Genomic DNA, 17,187 nt, shown 5'->3' with positions numbered 1-17,187 from the left:
AACGTCGGAGAACATGCCGCAGACATCATTCTTCACCCCGAGTGATTCATGTCGCGTCGACCCGACGGATTTCGCGATGAGCCTGTGGGGCCCGAACTCGTTGAACGGACCTGCCGTGTGCGCCCTGGCCACCTATGCGGCCGAAGAGGCGCACACTCGGGAGGGATGGCTGCCCGCCCGGTTCACTCTGGAGCTGTTCAAGTCCGCACGGCGGGTGCCGACGAGCACAAGCACCGAGGTGCTGCGCGACGGGCGACGGATCCGCGTGGTGCAGGTGCGGATCCACCAACACGAGAGCGACGACGCGGCTGGGACCCTCGTCGCCCAGGGCAACGTGGTGTTCCTCAAACAGAGCACCAATCCGCCGGGTGCTCGGTGGTCGCGTCCTGCCGAGCCGATCCCGCTCCCGCAGTCGACCGGCGACGATCAGTTCACCTGGTTCTCCGATACTGAGAACGACTGGAGCCAGGACATGTCCGCATTCCAGAACAGCAACCGTCGTCGAATGTGGAGCAATCCGATCCGAGTCCTTCCCGATGATCGGCTGACCCCGTTCCAACGGGCCGTGATCTCCGCCGAGGCCACGAGTCTGGCTACGAACTGGGGCGAAGGCGGCATCGGATTCATCAACTGCGATCTGACGGTGGCGTTGAGCAGACTGCCGATCGGCGAGCGGGTTGGCGTCGAGTCCGACGCCCATCTCGAGGACTCCGGAGTCTCGGCAGGCACCGCCGTCTTATTCGACGAGCACGGCCAGTACGGGATCGGGATGGTCACCGCCATCGACAACAGCCATGCCATGATCGACTTCACCAAGTTCTCCCCGCGCTCCACCCTGACGGCGGACGGCCCACCCGTCGGCGACGACCGCAGCGTGTAGGCCGCTGGTCGAACACCGCCGCGACCCATATCGTTGATGCATGCGTATCGGAGCACATCTTCGGCAGGACGAGAATCCCGTCGCCACCGCTAACGAGCTGGGAATCGACATCTTTCAGATGTTCGTCACCGACCCCCAGAAATGGAACAAGCCGCAGCCGCACCCGCACGCCGCGGAGATACGGGAGTCGCCCATCGACGTGGTCGTGCATTCGAGCTACCAGATCAACGTCGCAAGCTTGAACAACCGACTCCGGATGCCGTCCCGCAAGGCCGTCGAGCAGCAGGCCGCCGCGGCCAAGGACCTCGGAGCCATCGGCCTCGTTGTTCATGGGGGACATCTGCGCGACGGTGAGGACGCTGCCGAGGGGTTCGCGAACTGGCGCAAGCTGTTCGAGCGACAAGCCGACAAGGGCGGCTTCGGCGTCCCCATCCTGATCGAGAACACGGCGGGCGGCTCGCACGCCATGGCCCGCACATTGGAGTCGATCGAGCGACTGTGGGACGCCGTCGGCGACTACACCGAAGCGGGCTTCTGTCTGGACACCTGCCACGCGTGGGCCGGCGGCGAGGACCTCGTCGGACTCGTCGAGCGGATCAAGGCCATCACCGGCCGCATCGATCTGATCCACCTCAACAACTCGCGGGACGAGTTCGACTCCGGGCGCGACCGGCACGCGAACATCGAGTCGGGGCACATCGCGCCGGAGGTCCTCGCCGAGTTAATGAAGACGGCGGACGCGCCCGGCGTCTTGGAGACCCCGTCGGACGGCGTGGCCGACGACCTCGCCTACCTGCGCAGCCAGTGATCGGCGAACCCCGCGACACACGCTTGCATTTGTTAGCAGAACCACATGCCTGCACAGTTGCCTCGACAAGGACCGAGCGATAACGTGTCAACCGTTACCGGCAAGTAACATAGCCGGACAGCCTCCCAAATTACCGGTTAGGAACGTTTTCATGGGCCATTACAAGTCCAACCTCCGCGATCTGCAGTTCAACCTCTTCGAGATGTACGAACTCGACAAGGTGCTCGAGTCCGGACAGTTCGGCGATCTCGATCATGAAACCGCCGTCGACATGCTCCGTGAGGTCAAAAACCTGGCCGAGGGCGTCATCGCCGACTCGTTCACCGACGCGGACCGCAACCCGCCGGTGTTCGACCCGAACGAGCACAGCGTCACCATGCCGGAGAGCTTCGCGAAGTCGTACCACGCGTTCATCGAGGCCGGCTGGGACAAGGTCGGCGTGGACGAGGAACTCGGCGGCCTGCCCGCCCCCCGCTCGCTGTACTGGGCGCTCGGCGAGATGATTCTGGGAGCCAACCCGCCGATCTTCATGTATGGCGCAGGCTCTGGCTTCTCGAACATCCTCTACGACAACGGCACCGACGAGCAGAAGAAGTGGGCTGCCATCTGCTCCGAGCGCGGCTGGGGCGCCACGATGGTCTTGACCGAGCCCGATGCCGGTTCGGACGTCGGTGCGGGTACTACCAAGGCGACTCGTCAGGAAGACGGTTCCTGGCACATCGAGGGCGTGAAGCGCTTCATCACCTCCGCCGACCAGGACATGACCGAGAACATCTTCCACCTCGTGCTGGCGCGCCCCGAGGGCGCCGGACCGGGCACCAAGGGCCTGTCGCTCTTCTTCGTTCCGAAGTTCCACTTCGACGCCGAGACCGGTGAGCTGGGCGACCGCAACGGCGCATTCGTCACCAACGTCGAGCACAAGATGGGCATCAAGGCGTCGGCGACCTGCGAGCTCAGCTTCGGCCTGCACGACGTGCCCGCCAAGGGCTGGCTCGTCGGCGAGGTCCACGCAGGCATCGCCCAGATGTTCGACGTCATCGAGCACGCTCGCATGATGGTCGGCACCAAGGCCATCTCGACGCTGTCGACCGGTTACCTGAACGCCCTCGAGTACGCCAAGGAGCGCGTCCAGGGCGCCGACCTGACTCAGATGACCGACAAGACCGCACCGCGCGTCACCATCACCCACCACCCGGACGTGCGTCGCGCACTGCTGACCCAGAAGGCCTACGCCGAGGGTCTGCGCGCGGTGTACATGTACACCGCCTCGCATCAGGACCCGGCCGCCGCGGAGATCGTGTCGGGCGCCGACGCCGAGCTCGCGCACAAGGTGAACGACCTGCTGCTGCCGATCGTCAAGGGCGTCGGCTCCGAGCGCGCCTATGAGAAGCTCACCGAGTCGCTGCAGACGCTCGGCGGTTCGGGCTTCCTGCAGGACTACCCGATCGAGCAGTACATCCGCGACTCGAAGATCGACTCGCTGTACGAGGGCACCACCGCCATCCAGGCGCAGGACTTCTTCTTCCGCAAGATCATCCGCGACAAGGGCCAGGCTCTGGCACACGTCGCCGGCCAGATCCAGTCGTTCATCGAGGGCGGCGAAGGCTTCGCCGACGAGCGCGCACTGCTCAAGACCGCACTCGACGACGTCCAGGCGATGGCAGCCAAGCTCACCGGCTGGCTGATGGGCGCCCAGGAGGACCCGAAGCAGCTCTACCTCGTCGGCACCGCATCGGTCCGCTTCCTGCTGGCCGTCGGCGACCTCGTGATCGGCTGGTTGCTGCTGCGCCAGGCCGTGATCGCGCAGGCCGCACTGGACAACGGTGCCACCGGCGACGACGTCGCGTTCTACCAGGGCAAGATCGCCACCGGCCGCTTCTTCGCGAAGAACATGCTCCCGCAGCTGACCGCAGTCCGTCACATCGTCGAGAACAACGTCGACAACGAGCTCATGGAGCTCGACGAAGCCGCCTTCTGATCGGTCCTCACCAGCCGATAAGAAGCTGAAGGAGAGCCCCCGCCGCAACCCGGCGGGGGCTCTCTTCGTCTGTGTCGACGCTGTTCGCGCCGACCTACGGTGCGAGCAGCGGATTCGCCGCGGACAGCACCGCGGTGAGCAGTCCGGGGTAGGTGGCCTCGACGTCGGTGTCACGCAGCGAGAACATCGCACCCTGACCCGCAGCATGACGTTCGATGATGCCCGCCTCCCTCAGGATCTTGAAGTGGTGACTGGCCGTCGCCTTACCCACGGTGTCGTAGAGCGCCGTGCACGCGAGGGACTGCCCCGCGTCATGCAGGCGGCGGGCCATCTCCAGGCGCACCGGGTCGGCGAGTGCGTTCAGGACGGTGTGCAGGTCGGCGACCCCCGCGTCGGCTGTGGTCATCGGAATCTCTCCTCGTGCTGTCTTCTCCACCACACTAGTTTGATAGATATCGAACAGTCGGCTAGCGTCAGCAGAGTTCGATCAACATCGAACATACTCGCATTCCAACCGAAGGAGCATCGTGGCCAACGCAGCCGGTATCGAAGACCTACGGTCGCGTACCGACCATCCGCAGCGATGGTCCTTCGCGCTGCTGCTCGCACTGCTCGCCCTCGCACTCGGCGTGTCCGGCCTACCGTCGCCCCTGTACCCGATCTACCAGCAGGAGTGGCATCTCTCACCGCTGTCGATCACCGTCGTGTTCGCCGTGTACGCGATCGGCGCACTCTGCTCCGCGCTCACCGTCGGCCCCATCTCCGACGCCGTCGGGCGAAAGCCGGTCCTCCTCTGCTCGCTCGTGGCGATCCTCGGAGGGCTCGGACTCTTCCTCATCGCCACCTCCGAGTGGGAGTTGATCCTCGCTCGCCTCCTGCACGGCACCGCGATCGGCGCGATCACCGTCGTCGCCGGCGCGGCACTCCTCGACGTCCGACCGAATGGTGGCGCCCGAAATGGCATGTTCAGCGGAATCGCACTGAACATCGGCATCGCCATCACGGTGTTCGGCGCGGCTGCAGCAGCACAATGGGCGGCCGACCCGCTCCGCATCCCGTACGCGATCGTCGCGGCCGTCGTCGTCGTGATGCTCGCCGGCGTCATCATCCTCATCGAACCCCACAACGAGAAGACCGGCAGCCGCGTCCGCATCCAACGCCCCCGCGTGCCGACTGCCATCTCATCCGACTTCTGGTTCTCCGGAATCGGCATCATGAGCGCGTGGTCGGTCCTCGGCGTGTTCCTCAGCCTCTACCCCGCGCTCACCCAACACTCCACGGGACACGAGTCGATCATCTTCGTCGGTGTCGTCGTCGCGGTGATGGCCGCCGCCTCCGCGGCGTTCCAATGGGTCGGCGGGCGGTTCGATCCGCGCTCATCCGCGGTCATCGGACATCTCGGACTCATCGCATCACTCGGATGCGCGGTCTGGGCGCTCAACACCGGCTCGACAGTCTTCGTCATCGCCGACTCGGCAGTACTCGGAGCGACATTCGGCCTCGCGTTCGGCGGATCGCTTCGCCACCTCAACAACGTGACGCCCGCTGATTCACGCGGAGCCGTGATGAGTGCGTACTACCTCCTCGGCTACCTCGCGATGGGTATCCCGACAGTGATCGCGGGCGCCCTCTCGTCGACCTACGGCGCCTCCACGACATTCCCGTGGTTCGCGGGCGCGGTGTCGACCGCGTGCCTCGGCGCGGCAGTTCTCGGCGTCGTCGGCGCCCGCCAGCAGCCCGCAGCACTCGCCGAAGCCCCCGTCGCGATCGATTCAGCTCCCGTCGAACTCGAGGTCCACTAGCAGTTCGGCGGCGATCTTCTCCAGGTCGTCACGGATCGCCCCGGGGTCGGCGGCTGGCGGAACGAGCACGTCGATCGTCGCCTCGAAGAGCATCCCGCCTGCCATCGGCGCCTCGCGGGTGCCCGTGGTCAGCTTCTCGATCGTCACGCCGCTGCGACTCAGCGCGGCGGACAGTTCCTGGATGATGCCTGCGCGGTCGGTGCCGAGCACCTCGACGGTCAGGCCGGCCCATTCGTCGTCGCGCCGCACGTCTCCGCCCGAGTGGACCGCGACCTCCAGCAGACCGTCGAGTCCGGTGACCGCGGCGATCAACCCGTCCGCCCGGTCGGCCGGGACGGCCACCGCGACGATTCCGGCGAACTTTCCCGCCAACTGCGCAAGTTGGCTCCGTTCCCAGTTGCCGCCGTTCGCCGCGACCGCATCAGCCAACGCCGACACAAGACCCGGACGGTCGTCGCCGATCACTGACAGCACCAGATTCCGCATACCGCAAGCGTATCCGGCACAGTCCCCGAACAACATGCGTTCTCAGAGCTTCGACAGCCTCCATGCAGTACGAGGGGACGCCACCGTCCGCAAGCACGAAACCCGAGGGAACGACCGCATGCAGGCGACGGATCGTACGTGCATCAGAATGGCTTCGTCTTCGGCACCGGCGCCGTCGGCATCGCCGCGGCGGGCAGTTTCGCACTGACGCAGGCCGTTGGCAATCGCAAGAGACGTGCCGCCGCACAACGCGCGGCCCAGCCACGGTGGACGCCGATCGATGCAGGAGACTTCTGGGTCAGCACTCACCACCTTCATTTCGCGACACCGTACAAGTACTTCCAGTGGGACTTCGGCTCCATCCACTCCATGACCATGGTGGGGCCCGGCCAAGTTCAGTTCGCAGGCCAATCCGTAAACGGGCCGATCACGTGGATCCTCGAATCCTGTTGGGCCGAACTAGCATTCACGATCTGGGCACGAATCAGGTACGCACAGCACCCACAATTCATCACGGCAGGGTGGATCCCCCCCGGGCTGGCACGAGCGCGCCGCACATGCAGGCTGGCGGCAGTTGTAATGCATACAAACGGCCGCCGCTGTCGAGACAGCGGCGGCCGTTCTACGTGTTCGGTTGGTTCCGACCTACTTCGGTGGCATCCGGATGCCGCCGTCGACGCGGATCACTTCGGCGTTCATGTAGGAGTTGGTGATGAGCTCCTCCACCATCGAGGCCAGCTCGTCCGGCACGCCCAGACGCTTCGGGAACAGCACGCTCTCGCCAAGTTTCGCCTTGAACGCCTCGGCGTCCGGTCCCTCACCGTAGATCGGGGTGTTGATCAGGCCCGGGGCGATGCAATTGACGCGGATGCCGACTGCCGACAGGTCGCGCGCAACCGGCAGAGTCATACCGACGACGCCGCCCTTGGACGACGAGTACGCGGCCTGCCCGATCTGGCCGTCGAACGCCGCAACGCTGGCGAGGTTGACGATCGCACCGCGCTCACCGTTCTCATTCGGCTCGTTGCGGCTCATCGCGGTCGCCGCCAGTCGGACCGAGTCGAAGGTGCCGACCAAGTTGATCGCGATGACCTTCTTGTACAGGTCGAGGTTGTGGGCCGAGGCGAACTCGCCGTCGCGGCCGACGGTGCGCTGTGCCCAACCGATACCCGCCGAGTTGACGACGGCCTTCAGCGGGCCGAGCTCGGTGGCCTTGGTGACCGCTGCTTCGATCTGCTCGGTGTCGGTGACGTCGACGGAGACGAAGACGCCATCGATCTCCTTGGCGAGGGCCTCGCCGTCTTCGGCCTTGAGGTCCGCGATGACGACTTTGGCGCCCTGCGCGGCGAGACGACGGGCCGACGCCGCGCCGATGCCGGACGCGCCACCGGTGACGATTGCACTTGATCCATCCAGTTCCATGTTCGGAGCTTAACTAATCGGTGACAGGAGACACAGGGAGGGTGCGCGATCTCCACGTGTCCGGGGCAGCGGAACGGCAGCGGCTCAGCGGCAGCGGACGATGGGCTCCGGGGCGTACTTCACCGTGCGGGTGTGCCGCGAGATCTCCCTACCCGACTTGTGATCGCTGATGATCCGGGTGTTCGACGCGGTGAATCCGCCGATGCCGCTGCTCGGTACGCAGTCCTCCCCGGCTGGCACATTCACGACTTCCGGAGAGGTCGCGGCGACCCGCGGACCGGTCACCGACTCGACGTCGAGCGTCTTGGTGCTCCACATACGCACGGTGATGCTCGACGGGGACCACTGCGTCTCGATGTAGATTCCGTGCGGCGTGTTGTTTGTGAACTGCAGGTCGATCAGCCCTTCGAAGACCGTCGCCTCGCGTGCCTCGGGATACCGCGATATGTAGTAGGCGTGCTCGGTGTGACCGGCGTCCTCGAGACCCGCGAAGTACGCGGCGTTGTACAGCGTGGTCGCGAACTGGGAGATGCCACCGCCGACGGCCTTCGACGGCCGCCCGTGGTCGATGATTCCCGATTCGACATACCCCTGCGCGGTACCGCGTGTTCCCGTGTATCCGTTGAGCGAGAAGGTCTTCCCCGGCCGTACGACGGCGCCGTCGACCTCGTCGGCGACGAGCCGGATGTTCTCGCCGGACGGCCCGGTGAAGTCACCGGTGGTGAATTCCGAGACCACCTCGGTGACGCCGAGTTTGCGGGCCGCAGCGGTGTCGAGCGACGGCTTACGGATCCGATACGGCAACGTGTCCGAACGGTCGTCGTCGGAGAGGGCCGCCGTGGCGATCGTTGACGCCGTCTTGCGCCAGTCGACACGGGCTCCGTCGCTCGACGGTACGACGCGGGGCGATCCGCCCGACATCCGGAACGTCGCGTCGATCGGCTCGGACTCGGTAGGCGCAGTGCGGTCGCCGAGTACCTTCTTGGCCTCCGCCCTGTCGACGCGAGGCTTCAATCCGCCACGACCATCGGCCACGAACGTGACGAGTTCGCCGAGATCTCGCCGATCCACCGAGATCGTCTGACCACGTCCGTCCAACCGGACCGGTGACGACGTGACCGTCCGAGCCTGATCGGCGACGACGGCGTCGACGGTCTGAGCCGACACCGTCGGCGAGAACGGCTCCATCTTCAGATCTATCGGTCCGCCGGCGAGCCATTCGTCTTCGACGGCATGCAACGCCGAGTCCCGATCGATCCGCATGCCCTTGGCCGGGTACTCCGCGACCGGCGTGATGCCGTCGAAGTGCACGCCCCCTTCGACGGCCGCCTTTTCCAGTACCGGTTTCTGCTTGTCGAGGGCAGCGTCGAACGCGGCCCGGTCGATGCGGACCACGGGATGGACGTCGCGGTGACTGCCGAACAACGCGGACGCTCTGGCGAGCGGGTTGCGAGGCTGTGTCTTCAATACGTCGAGCGTCGCGTCGACATCGAATCTGGCGCCCAACGTCTGCGGATCGATCGTCGCAGTCCCCGACGATGTCCGGACCGTGATCGGTCCGTGTGCGACGACGTCGAGACGGCTCAGGATCTCCCGCGCCTCGGTGTCGGATTTGTTGCCGAGATCGAACTCGGCGATGTGCACACCCCGAGCGGTCTTACCGTGCCCGAGCGCGTAGTCGAGGGCGAATCCGAGGCCGACGAGCAGGATCGCGGCGAGGAGTCCTCGCACGACCCACCATCTGGCGCCCGCGCGGCGTTCGCGTCGTCGTGATTTCACAGCAGTTCGATCATATGCGGATAGCAAGACTCCGGCTGAACCGCCGGGTCGGGGGTCTGGCGGTTCAGCCGGAGCTACCAGGTTTATAGCTCTGCGTTCTGTGGACGTTACACATCACGCGAAACTTTCTTATCGATCTGCGTTACACGTCGGGTTCTTCCTGGTCATCGCGGGTTATCGTGCGCAGAACCCGCCACATCGCGTCGATCATCACCCGCCGCTCCTCCTCGTCGAGTCCGGTGAGGAAGCTCTCAGTCAGGCTCGCCAGTCTCGTGCGCGCGGCGTACAGCGCCTCTCGACCATCGTCTGTGACGTGGTGGCCCATCGCCCGCCCACCGAGCCACTCGCGGCGAACCATTCCGCATTCGGCGAGCCTGGTCAGCACCTGACTGACCGCCTGAGGCGTTGAATGCGTGGCTTCGGCCAACTCACATCCCGTGCTGCCCGGCAGTCGGTCGATCGCGGCTAGCACCGGGATCTGAGCCTGCGACAGACCCAACTCGGCCAGGCCGGGCGCAGCCTTGCGGAACAAGGCGAGGTTGAGGTCGCGGGTCATGAGCGCGAACCTCAACGCAGGGTCGTCGGTGTTCGACGAAGACAGTCGGGTCATGTCAGGCTCACCGTCTCCTCGGAGGCGCCACGTCGGCCGACGACGCGCAGAACCGCGCATCCGATGCCCAGGAGACCGAAGACGATCGCGGCGGCGACGGCGGCGAGGCTGAACCCGTGCGCCTGGGCCCCGCTCAATGCATTGTGGAGTCCGAGTTCAGGGAACCGTGCCTGGGCGACGGCTCCGCCGTGCTGGATCCCCTGGGACTCGACGATCTCTTCGACGGCCGCCGACGAGGGGCCGTCGACACCCGCATCGAGCAGCTTGTCGGGCAGCGCGCTCAGTGCCCAGGACGCGGACATGATCGAGAAGACCGCGGGACCGAGCGCTCCGCCCGTCTGCCGGACTGCGTTGATCGCGGCACTGGCCATGCCCGCTTGCTGGAACGGGACGGCATTGACGGCTGCAGCCGTGACAGTGGCCAGCACCCCGCCGATACCGATGCCCGTCAGGAGCAGTCGTAGATCTGCTTGCCAGACGGGCGCGTCAGCATCGATGAACGAGAGGACCGCCATGGCGAGCGCGGTCCATACGCAGGCTGCGGCGAGCACGCTCTGCGCATTGAACCGATGCAGCGTGCGGCCGGCGATGTTCGAACCGAGGACCGATCCGCCGATGATGAAGATGTACCGGTTGGCCACCTCGATCGGACTCAGATCGAGGGCGCTGAAGTACAGGGCCAGACCGAAGTTGACGCCGAGGTACGCGAACATCGCGATGGCGGCGACCAACGCCGACATCGAGAAGTTGATGTTGGAGAACACCCGGAGGTCGAGCAACGGCGCGGTGGACCGCAGCTCGACGACGATGAAACCGCCGATCGCGACGACGGCGACGATGAATGCCGCGATCGACTTCCCGCTCGAGAACCCTTCTGCACCACCGTTGATCACGCCGTAGACAAGAGCAGCGACACCGAGCGCGGTGAGGATCTGCCCGGGAACGTCCAGCGGCGCGCCTGCGCCGCCACGACTCTCCGGAACCAACCTGACGCCGAGAACGAGCACGAGCGCCGCGGCGACGAGGACGGGGCTGAACAGCCAGTACCAGGACAGCAGATCGAGGATCAACGCCGAGACATACGCGGCGACCGCCATCGCCGCCATCATCGCGCCCGACCAGGCCGCGATGAGCACGGCGCGTCGACGGTGATCCGGCTGGGCGACGCTGATGATCGACAACGTCGTCGGGATCAACGCGGCCGCGCCCGCGCCCGCAAGTCCTTGACCGACCCAGATGAAGTAGATGGCGGAGTCCCCGTCGACGAGGCCTGCCGACGTGGCAACGACCCCGCCCACAAAGGCGAGGACGAGTCCCGCGGTGAGGACCCGTCGACGCCCCCACTTCTCCGCCCATGCTCCGAACGCGAGAATGAGGGCGGCCATCGGCAGCACGAGCATCGACACGACCCACTCGAGGTCGGAGGCGCTGGCTTGGGTCGCGCGGGCGATCTCCGACAACCCGACAGTCGCCGCCATGATCGGCAGGTAGCCGACGAAGATCCCCGCGCACGCGACCGCGGCGATCGGTCCGGTTCTCTGCTTCGGATTCTCCTCTGACGGCCCCTCGTCTGACCGCAATGCCGTCTCGTCACTCCGCACACTCATCCCGACATTGAATCAAGCCCTTGATTCACGGCGCTAAGCGAAAACGCCTTCGGGTGAGGAACCTCACCACAGATACAGTTCGCCGGCCCGACCGTGTGGTCGGACCGGCGAACGTGTCTGTGACGCCGAGCGGATCAGCCTTCGACGATGGCAGTGACACCCTGGCCGCCTGCCGCACAGATCGAGACGAGGGCGCGACCGCCGCCGTTCTCCTTGATCTGCTTCGCGGCCTGCGCGATGATGCGGCCGCCGGTAGCGGCGAACGGGTGCCCTGCCGCGAGCGACGAGCCGTTGACGTTCAGCTTGCTGCGGTCGATCGCGCCGAGCGGCCGGTCGAGTCCGAGACGCTCACGGCAGTACTCCTCCGACTCCCACGCAGCGAGCGTGGCGAGCACGACAGACGCGAACGCTTCGTGGATCTCGTAGAAGTCGAAGTCCTGCAGAGTGAGGCCGTTGCGGGCCAGCAGGCGAGGCACAGCGTACGTCGGAGCCATGAGCAAGCCGTCGGGACCGTTCACGTAGTCGACCGCAGCGGTCTCGGTGTCGCGCAAGTAAGCCAGCACCGGGAGCTTATGCTCGGCGGCCCAGTCGTCGCTGGCGAGCAGCACGGTCGATGCGCCGTCTGTGAGCGGAGTCGAGTTTCCCGCGGTCATGGTCGCATCGCCGAGGCCCACACCGAACACCGGCTTGAGCGTGGCGAGCTTCTCCACCTTCGAGTCCGGACGGAGGTTCTCGTCGCGGGTCAGGCCCATGAACGGAGTGACCAGGTCGTCGAAGAAGCCGCGATCGTATGCTGCGCCCATCTTCTGGTGGCTGGCCGCCGCGAGCTCGTCCTGATCCTCGCGCTTGACGCCGAACTCCTTGGCGGTGATCGCGGCGTGCTCGCCCATCGACATTCCGGTGCGGGGCTCACCGTTGCGGGGGATCTCGATGCCGAGCTTGGTCGCAAGACCCAGTGCGGCCTTGATGCGGTCTGCAGTGCTCTTGGCGCGGTTGATCTCGAGCATCTGACGACGCATCTCCTCGGAGACGCCGATCGGGGCATCCGACGTGGTGTCGACGCCGCCGCCGACGGCAACGTCGTAGCGACTCGACGCGATGCCGTCACTGACTGCGGCGATGGCCTGCAGTCCGGTGCCGCACGCCTGCTGGAGGTCGAACGCCGGGGTGTACGGCGAGAGGCCGGAGCCGAGGACCGACTCACGGATCAGATTGAAATCGCGCGAATGCTTGAGGACGGCGCCGCCTGCGACCATGCCGAGCTGTTCGCCCTGCAGGTTGAATCGGCTGACGAGACCCTGGAGCGCCGCGGTGAACATCTCCTGGTTGCTGGCCGTGGCGTACGCCCGGTCCTGCCGAGCGAACGGAATGCGGTTGCCGCCGAGGATGGCGACCGGCCGCAGCTGACGGGTTTCGGGCTTGCGGGGCGTGTACGAGGCCACATGCTCTCCTGTGATCGGACCGACTGTTGTCAACATTCTTACTCCCGAGTAAGTTGTTTGTCGACCTCAGTGATCTGCGTTTAGGGTCACAGCCTCGACTCGTGCAAGCGACGACCCGGCGCACCTATGGTCACTGAAGAAGGCAACGACTCATACAGTCAACGACCCATCAAAGGAGTCCGTCGTGGCAGGAAACACCGACCTCTACTCGTCTTTCGTGAACTCGGGCCCCGGCGGTTTCATCGCCAGCCGCGTCGGCCTTCCGCAGCCGCCGCACCTGCGCCGCTACTCGGCGACGAAGGCCCCGCTCGGCGGACCTGTCCTCCTCGGCGGCTCCGGCCGGCTCGTCGAGCCGATCCGCGAGATCCTCTCGGCAGGCGACGATTACGCTCTGGTCGAGAACAACGCGGGCGGTCGCAGTGCCGACAAGCTCGGCGCCGCGGTGTTCGATGCGACCGGCATCACCAAGCCCGCCGAGTTGGAGGAGCTGTTCGAGTTCTTCACGCCGATCATGCGTTCCACCGGCAACTCCGCACGCTTCGTCGTTCTCGGCACCACGCCCGAGCTGACCAAGAGCCCGGACGAGCACGTCGCGCAGCGTGCGCTCGAAGGCTTCACGCGTTCGCTCGGCAAGGAACTCCGCAACGGCGCAACCGCGCAGCTCGTCTACGTCTCCCCCAAGGCCAAGACCGGCCTGTCGGGTCTCGAGTCGACCCTGCGATTCCTGCTGTCGGGCAAGTCTGCGTACGTCGACGCCCAGGTGATCCGTGTCGGTGACGCCTCGGGTGCCGCAGTCGAGAACTGGGACAAGCCCCTGGCAGGCAAGGTCGCGCTGGTCACCGGTGCAGCTCGCGGCATCGGTGCCACGATCGCCGAGGTGCTCTCGCGCGACGGCGCGCATGTGATCGCCGCCGACATCCCGGCCGCGGGCGAAGCCCTGTCGGAGACGGCGAACAAGGTCGGCGGCACCGCGTTGCCCCTGGACGTGACCGCAGACGACGCGGGCGAGAAGCTCGCCGAGCACGTCCTGGAACGCCACGGCGGCCTCGACATCATCGTCAACAACGCAGGCATCACCCGCGACAAGCTGCTCGCCAATATGGATTCGGGTCGCTGGAACTCGGTGATCGGCGTCAACCTGATCGCTCCGCAGACCCTCGTCAACGAGCTCGTCGAGCGCAAGGCTCTGCGCGAAGGCGGCGCGGTGATCGACGTCTCGTCAATCGCAGGCATCGCGGGCAACCGCGGCCAGACGAACTACGGCACCTCGAAGGCAGGCGTCATCGGACTGGTCGACACCTACGCCCCGATCCTCGCGAAGCAGGGCATCACGATCAACGCGGTCGCGCCCGGCTTCATCGAGACGGCCATGACCGCTGCGATCCCGCTGGCCACCCGTGAGGCCGGCCGTCGCATGAACTCGATGCAGCAGGGCGGCCAGACCGTAGACGTCGCCGAGACAGTCGCCTACTTCGCCAACCCCGCAAGCAACGCGGTGACCGGCAACGTCGTCCGCGTGTGCGGCCAGAGCCTGCTGGGCGCCTGATGTCCACCGTCAGCCTCACCACGGTTCCCGGACCGGCGACGATTTACCCCAAGGCCGTCGGCGCGATGCTTCCGGTCATCGGCAAGCCGGCTCACGTCGCTGCGGACGCCGTCGTTCCGGACACCGTCTACCGACTCGAGGACGTCCGGATCGACAGCGGCGAGCTGCAGCGGTACTGCCGTACAACGGGACTGCCGTTCGGGGCGACGGTCCCGGTCACGTACCTCTTCGTGCTGTCGTTCCCGCTCGCGATGACGGTGATGGTCGACCCGAAGTTCCCGCTGGGGGCGATCGGCTCGGTACACGTCGAGAACACGATCGAGCGGTTCCGCGCGATCGGTGTCGACGAGCCGTTGACCGTTGAGACACACGCCGAGAACCTGCGCGAGCACCGCAAGGGCATCCTCGTCGACATGGTCTCGGAGTTCTTCGTAGGCCGTGAACGCGTCGCCGTCCAGACCAGCACGTTCCTCAAGCAACAGCGAACGAGTCTGTCCGGCGGCGAGCGCGGCCCCGCACCCAAGGACGCCACGCCGCCGCCGCCCGACCGTATCGTCTCGGTGGACCTCGGTCTCATCAGGCAGTACGCGGAGGCTTCCGGTGACCGGAATCCGATCCACATGGCCGATCTGACGGCCAAGGCCTTCGGCTTCTCCCGGGCCATCGCGCACGGCATGTGGTCCGCCGCGACGGCGCTGGCGAACATCGAAGGATCGTTGCCCGGCGCGGTCACGTACTCGGTGCGGTTCGGCAAGCCGATTCTGTTGCCCGCCAAGGTGAACGAATACACCACGGCGGCCGACGGCGGCTACGACGTATCGCTGCTCAATCGCAAGAAGGGCTACCCGCATCTGACGGCGACGGTCCGTCCGCGCGACTGATTCCCTAGCTCGACACACTTCGGCACCTTCTTTCGGCGTAGGCCGAAAGAAGGTGCCGAAGTGTTCTCAGTTCCCGGCGAGGGGTTGCCGCAGGCTCAGGTCTCGTCGTCGAACGATGAGCCGACGCCGACGAGCCCACGCCAGGTGATGCCAAGCAGCAGATCCGTGGCGTCGTCGAGGTCGATGTCGCCGTCGGAGATGCGGTCTGCGACGGCCTCGCCCGCCCCGACGAGCGCGACTGCGGTGAGCTCGAAGTCGATGTCGCGCGTCCCCTCGACGGTGGTGCCGCGACGGATCAGATCGGTGATCATCCGGGTGATCCCGCTCCTGCTCTCGATGACGACGTCCGCGAACGCCGCGGTCCCGATCGACACGCGGTACAGGACGCGCCATGACTGCGCGTTCTCGTACACGAACCGCAGAAACTCGCGGACCAGCGTTCGTGCCTGATCACGTTGCCGCAGTTCGGGATCGAAGCCTGCGCTCATCGCCTCGAGAAAGCGGTCGGACTCCCGCGCAATGCACGCGCTGAACAGCTCGTCCTTGGAGCCGTAGTAGAGGTACAGCATGGGCTTGGAGATCTTCGCCCGCGCGGCGATGGCGTCCATCGAACTGTCGGAGTAGCCGTGTTCGGCGAATACGGCGATCGCCGCATCCAACATCTGCTGCTCGCGGACTGCACGGGGCAGCCGCTTCGTCCCGCTCACCATACCCTCGAACTTACCACCCGGTAAGTTGCGTCAGCAGGTGATCACGCCTTTCGCGCGCAGAATGCGGACGACCGACTGGTCGACACGCTGTCGCGTCAGCTTCTTGTCGGCAACCGCCTTCTCGAGCGAGTCGAGCACGAAACCGACCTTGTCGGTGCTCAGCCACAGGGCGACGTCCGATCCCGCGTTGATCGCCTTTCGGACCGCGATCTCGATCGGGTACTTCTCGCTGATCGACTTCATCCCGGACAGGTCATCGGAGAACACGACGCCGTCGAACGGTGTGCCGCCGTACCGCGTCCCCTTACGGAGCATGCCGATCGCGCGCGGACTGATGCTTGACGGTGTCTCCGGGCCGGTCAGGCCGGGGACGATCAGGTGACCGACCATCACGCCTGCGTCGCCCGGATTCTTCAGCAGCGTCTTATAGGGGACGAGGTCGCTCTCGATGAGCGAGCTGAGCGGCGGCGTCTGCACGTTGCCGGTGTGCGAGTCGCCCGATCCGTGGCCGTGACCCGGGAAGTGCTTGTAGACGGGCATGATCCCGGCGTCCTCGAGGCCCTTCGCGAAGGCGCCAGCGTACTCGGTGACGACGGCCGGATCATTCGAGAAGGATCGATCGCCGATCACCTCGTCGTCGTCTTCGTCGCTGACGTCGGCGCTCGGCGCGAAGTCGACGGTGATGCCGAGCTTGCGCATCTTCTGACCCGCGTCCTTCGCCAGGGAACGGACCTGAGCGGGCGTCTTGGTCTGGGCGAGGACGCGCGCGGACGGCATGTCGATGCCTAGCTTTGAGAGTCGGCTCACCCGGCCGCCCTCCTGATCGACGGTCACCATCAGCGGATACTTCTGCGCCTTCGACAGTGTGCGGACGGACCCGTCGGAGAGCATGCCGAGATCACTCCAGCTACCGACGAACACCCCGCCGATGTGTTCCTCGGACACAACCTGCTTCGCGTCGGCCGATCCGGTGACTCCGACGACGAGGAGCTGAGCGAGCTTGTCACGCAACGACATCGACTTGATCTCGGATGCACCGCACGCCTGCGGCGCCGAAGTACTCGCCGGAGTCGACGTGGTGCTCGACGCGGTGGATGCACTCGTCATCGTCGACGACGGCGCGGCCTCCGGCTCTGAACTGCTGCAGGCGGCCACCGAGAGCAGCCCGGCAGCCGTGACGACGGCGATGAGGCGACGAGAAGCACGCATGCGACCAGTTTCGCACGACGGTCCACC

General features: G+C 66.0%; 15 protein-coding genes. 6 read left to right on the top strand and 9 right to left on the bottom strand.

All coding sequences use genetic code 11. The features are described 5' to 3' along the window. The first annotated feature begins 13 nt into the window (after positions 1-13). From ACTIMF_RS09590 to ACTIMF_RS09580, 3 genes are all read left to right on the top strand, one after another. Positions 14-880, top strand: coding sequence for an acyl-CoA thioesterase domain-containing protein (locus ACTIMF_RS09590; protein WP_442350060.1), 867 nt, complete (start codon positions 14-16; stop codon positions 878-880). 40 nt (positions 881-920) lie between these two features. Continuing rightward, entirely contained in the window at positions 921-1,688 is a 768-nt protein-coding gene (locus tag ACTIMF_RS09585; protein WP_442350059.1) for a deoxyribonuclease IV, read from the top strand. 151 nt (positions 1,689-1,839) lie between these two features. Continuing rightward, the gene (locus tag ACTIMF_RS09580) at positions 1,840-3,666 is read left to right on the top strand and encodes an acyl-CoA dehydrogenase (RefSeq protein ID WP_442350058.1); all 1,827 of its coding nucleotides are present in this window, start codon (positions 1,840-1,842) and stop codon (positions 3,664-3,666) included. Between the two features lie 94 nt (positions 3,667-3,760). Here ACTIMF_RS09580 and ACTIMF_RS09575 read toward each other — a convergent pair whose 3' ends face one another. After that, positions 3,761-4,072 carry an ArsR/SmtB family transcription factor gene (locus tag ACTIMF_RS09575; RefSeq protein ID WP_442350057.1) on the bottom strand — a complete coding sequence of 104 codons (312 nt, stop codon included), beginning with the start codon at positions 4,070-4,072 and terminating at the stop codon, positions 3,761-3,763. A 121-nt stretch (positions 4,073-4,193) separates the two neighbouring features. Between ACTIMF_RS09575 and ACTIMF_RS09570 the strand changes: the two genes are divergently transcribed. Continuing rightward, entirely contained in the window at positions 4,194-5,468 is a 1,275-nt protein-coding gene (locus tag ACTIMF_RS09570; RefSeq protein ID WP_442350056.1) for an MFS transporter, read from the top strand. Here ACTIMF_RS09570 and ACTIMF_RS09565 read toward each other — a convergent pair. The 6 genes from ACTIMF_RS09565 to ACTIMF_RS09540 all read right to left on the bottom strand — a co-directional run bounded on the left by ACTIMF_RS09565 (position 5,439) and on the right by ACTIMF_RS09540 (position 12,850). Then, on the bottom strand, positions 5,439-5,954 hold the full coding sequence (locus ACTIMF_RS09565; RefSeq protein ID WP_442350055.1) for a glycine cleavage system protein R: 516 nt from the start codon (positions 5,952-5,954) through the stop codon (positions 5,439-5,441). The two genes, ACTIMF_RS09570 and ACTIMF_RS09565, sit on opposite strands and share 30 nt — an antisense overlap. A 645-nt stretch (positions 5,955-6,599) precedes the next feature. After that, complete coding sequence (locus ACTIMF_RS09560; RefSeq protein WP_442350054.1) at positions 6,600-7,376, bottom strand: SDR family NAD(P)-dependent oxidoreductase; 777 nt, start codon at positions 7,374-7,376, stop codon at positions 6,600-6,602. Between the two features lie 84 nt (positions 7,377-7,460). Continuing rightward, the gene (locus tag ACTIMF_RS09555; protein WP_442350053.1) at positions 7,461-9,155 is read right to left on the bottom strand and encodes a VanW family protein; all 1,695 of its coding nucleotides are present in this window, start codon (positions 9,153-9,155) and stop codon (positions 7,461-7,463) included. A gap of 142 nt (positions 9,156-9,297) precedes the next feature. Next, on the bottom strand, positions 9,298-9,765 hold the full coding sequence (locus tag ACTIMF_RS09550; protein ID WP_442350052.1) for a MarR family winged helix-turn-helix transcriptional regulator: 468 nt from the start codon (positions 9,763-9,765) through the stop codon (positions 9,298-9,300). Next, positions 9,762-11,372 (bottom strand): MFS transporter, encoded by a 1,611-nt coding sequence (locus ACTIMF_RS09545; RefSeq protein WP_442350051.1) that lies wholly within the window; start codon positions 11,370-11,372, stop codon positions 9,762-9,764. The genes ACTIMF_RS09550 and ACTIMF_RS09545 overlap by 4 nt, the downstream gene beginning before the upstream one ends. 134 nt (positions 11,373-11,506) lie before the next feature. Beyond that, positions 11,507-12,850: an acetyl-CoA C-acetyltransferase gene (locus tag ACTIMF_RS09540; RefSeq protein ID WP_442350050.1), complete on the bottom strand. Its 1,344-nt coding sequence runs from the start codon at positions 12,848-12,850 to the stop codon at positions 11,507-11,509. A 148-nt stretch (positions 12,851-12,998) separates the two neighbouring features. Here ACTIMF_RS09540 and ACTIMF_RS09535 point away from each other — a divergent pair, with 148 nt between their 5' ends. Together ACTIMF_RS09535 and ACTIMF_RS09530 are read left to right on the top strand one after the other, a co-directional pair. Beyond that, positions 12,999-14,360 (top strand): 3-oxoacyl-ACP reductase, encoded by a 1,362-nt coding sequence (locus ACTIMF_RS09535; protein WP_442350049.1) that lies wholly within the window; start codon positions 12,999-13,001, stop codon positions 14,358-14,360. Continuing rightward, complete coding sequence (locus tag ACTIMF_RS09530; protein WP_442350048.1) at positions 14,360-15,241, top strand: MaoC family dehydratase; 882 nt, start codon at positions 14,360-14,362, stop codon at positions 15,239-15,241. Before ACTIMF_RS09535 ends, ACTIMF_RS09530 begins: the two co-directional genes overlap by 1 nt. A 95-nt stretch (positions 15,242-15,336) precedes the next feature. Here the strand turns inward: ACTIMF_RS09530 and ACTIMF_RS09525 are convergent, their stop codons facing one another. Further along, positions 15,337-15,951: a TetR/AcrR family transcriptional regulator gene (locus tag ACTIMF_RS09525; protein ID WP_442350047.1), complete on the bottom strand. Its 615-nt coding sequence runs from the start codon at positions 15,949-15,951 to the stop codon at positions 15,337-15,339. 30 nt (positions 15,952-15,981) lie between these two features. Further along, positions 15,982-17,160 (bottom strand): glycoside hydrolase family 3 N-terminal domain-containing protein, encoded by a 1,179-nt coding sequence (locus ACTIMF_RS09520; RefSeq protein WP_442350046.1) that lies wholly within the window; start codon positions 17,158-17,160, stop codon positions 15,982-15,984. Positions 17,161-17,187 lie beyond the last annotated feature (27 nt).

The sequence above is a fragment of the Gordonia sp. (in: high G+C Gram-positive bacteria) genome (genome assembly GCF_052106715.1).
GTDB lineage: Bacteria > Actinomycetota > Actinomycetes > Mycobacteriales > Mycobacteriaceae > Gordonia.
The sequence above is the reverse complement of the archived record's forward strand: the minus strand, read 5'-3'. Positions and strand labels throughout refer to the sequence as shown.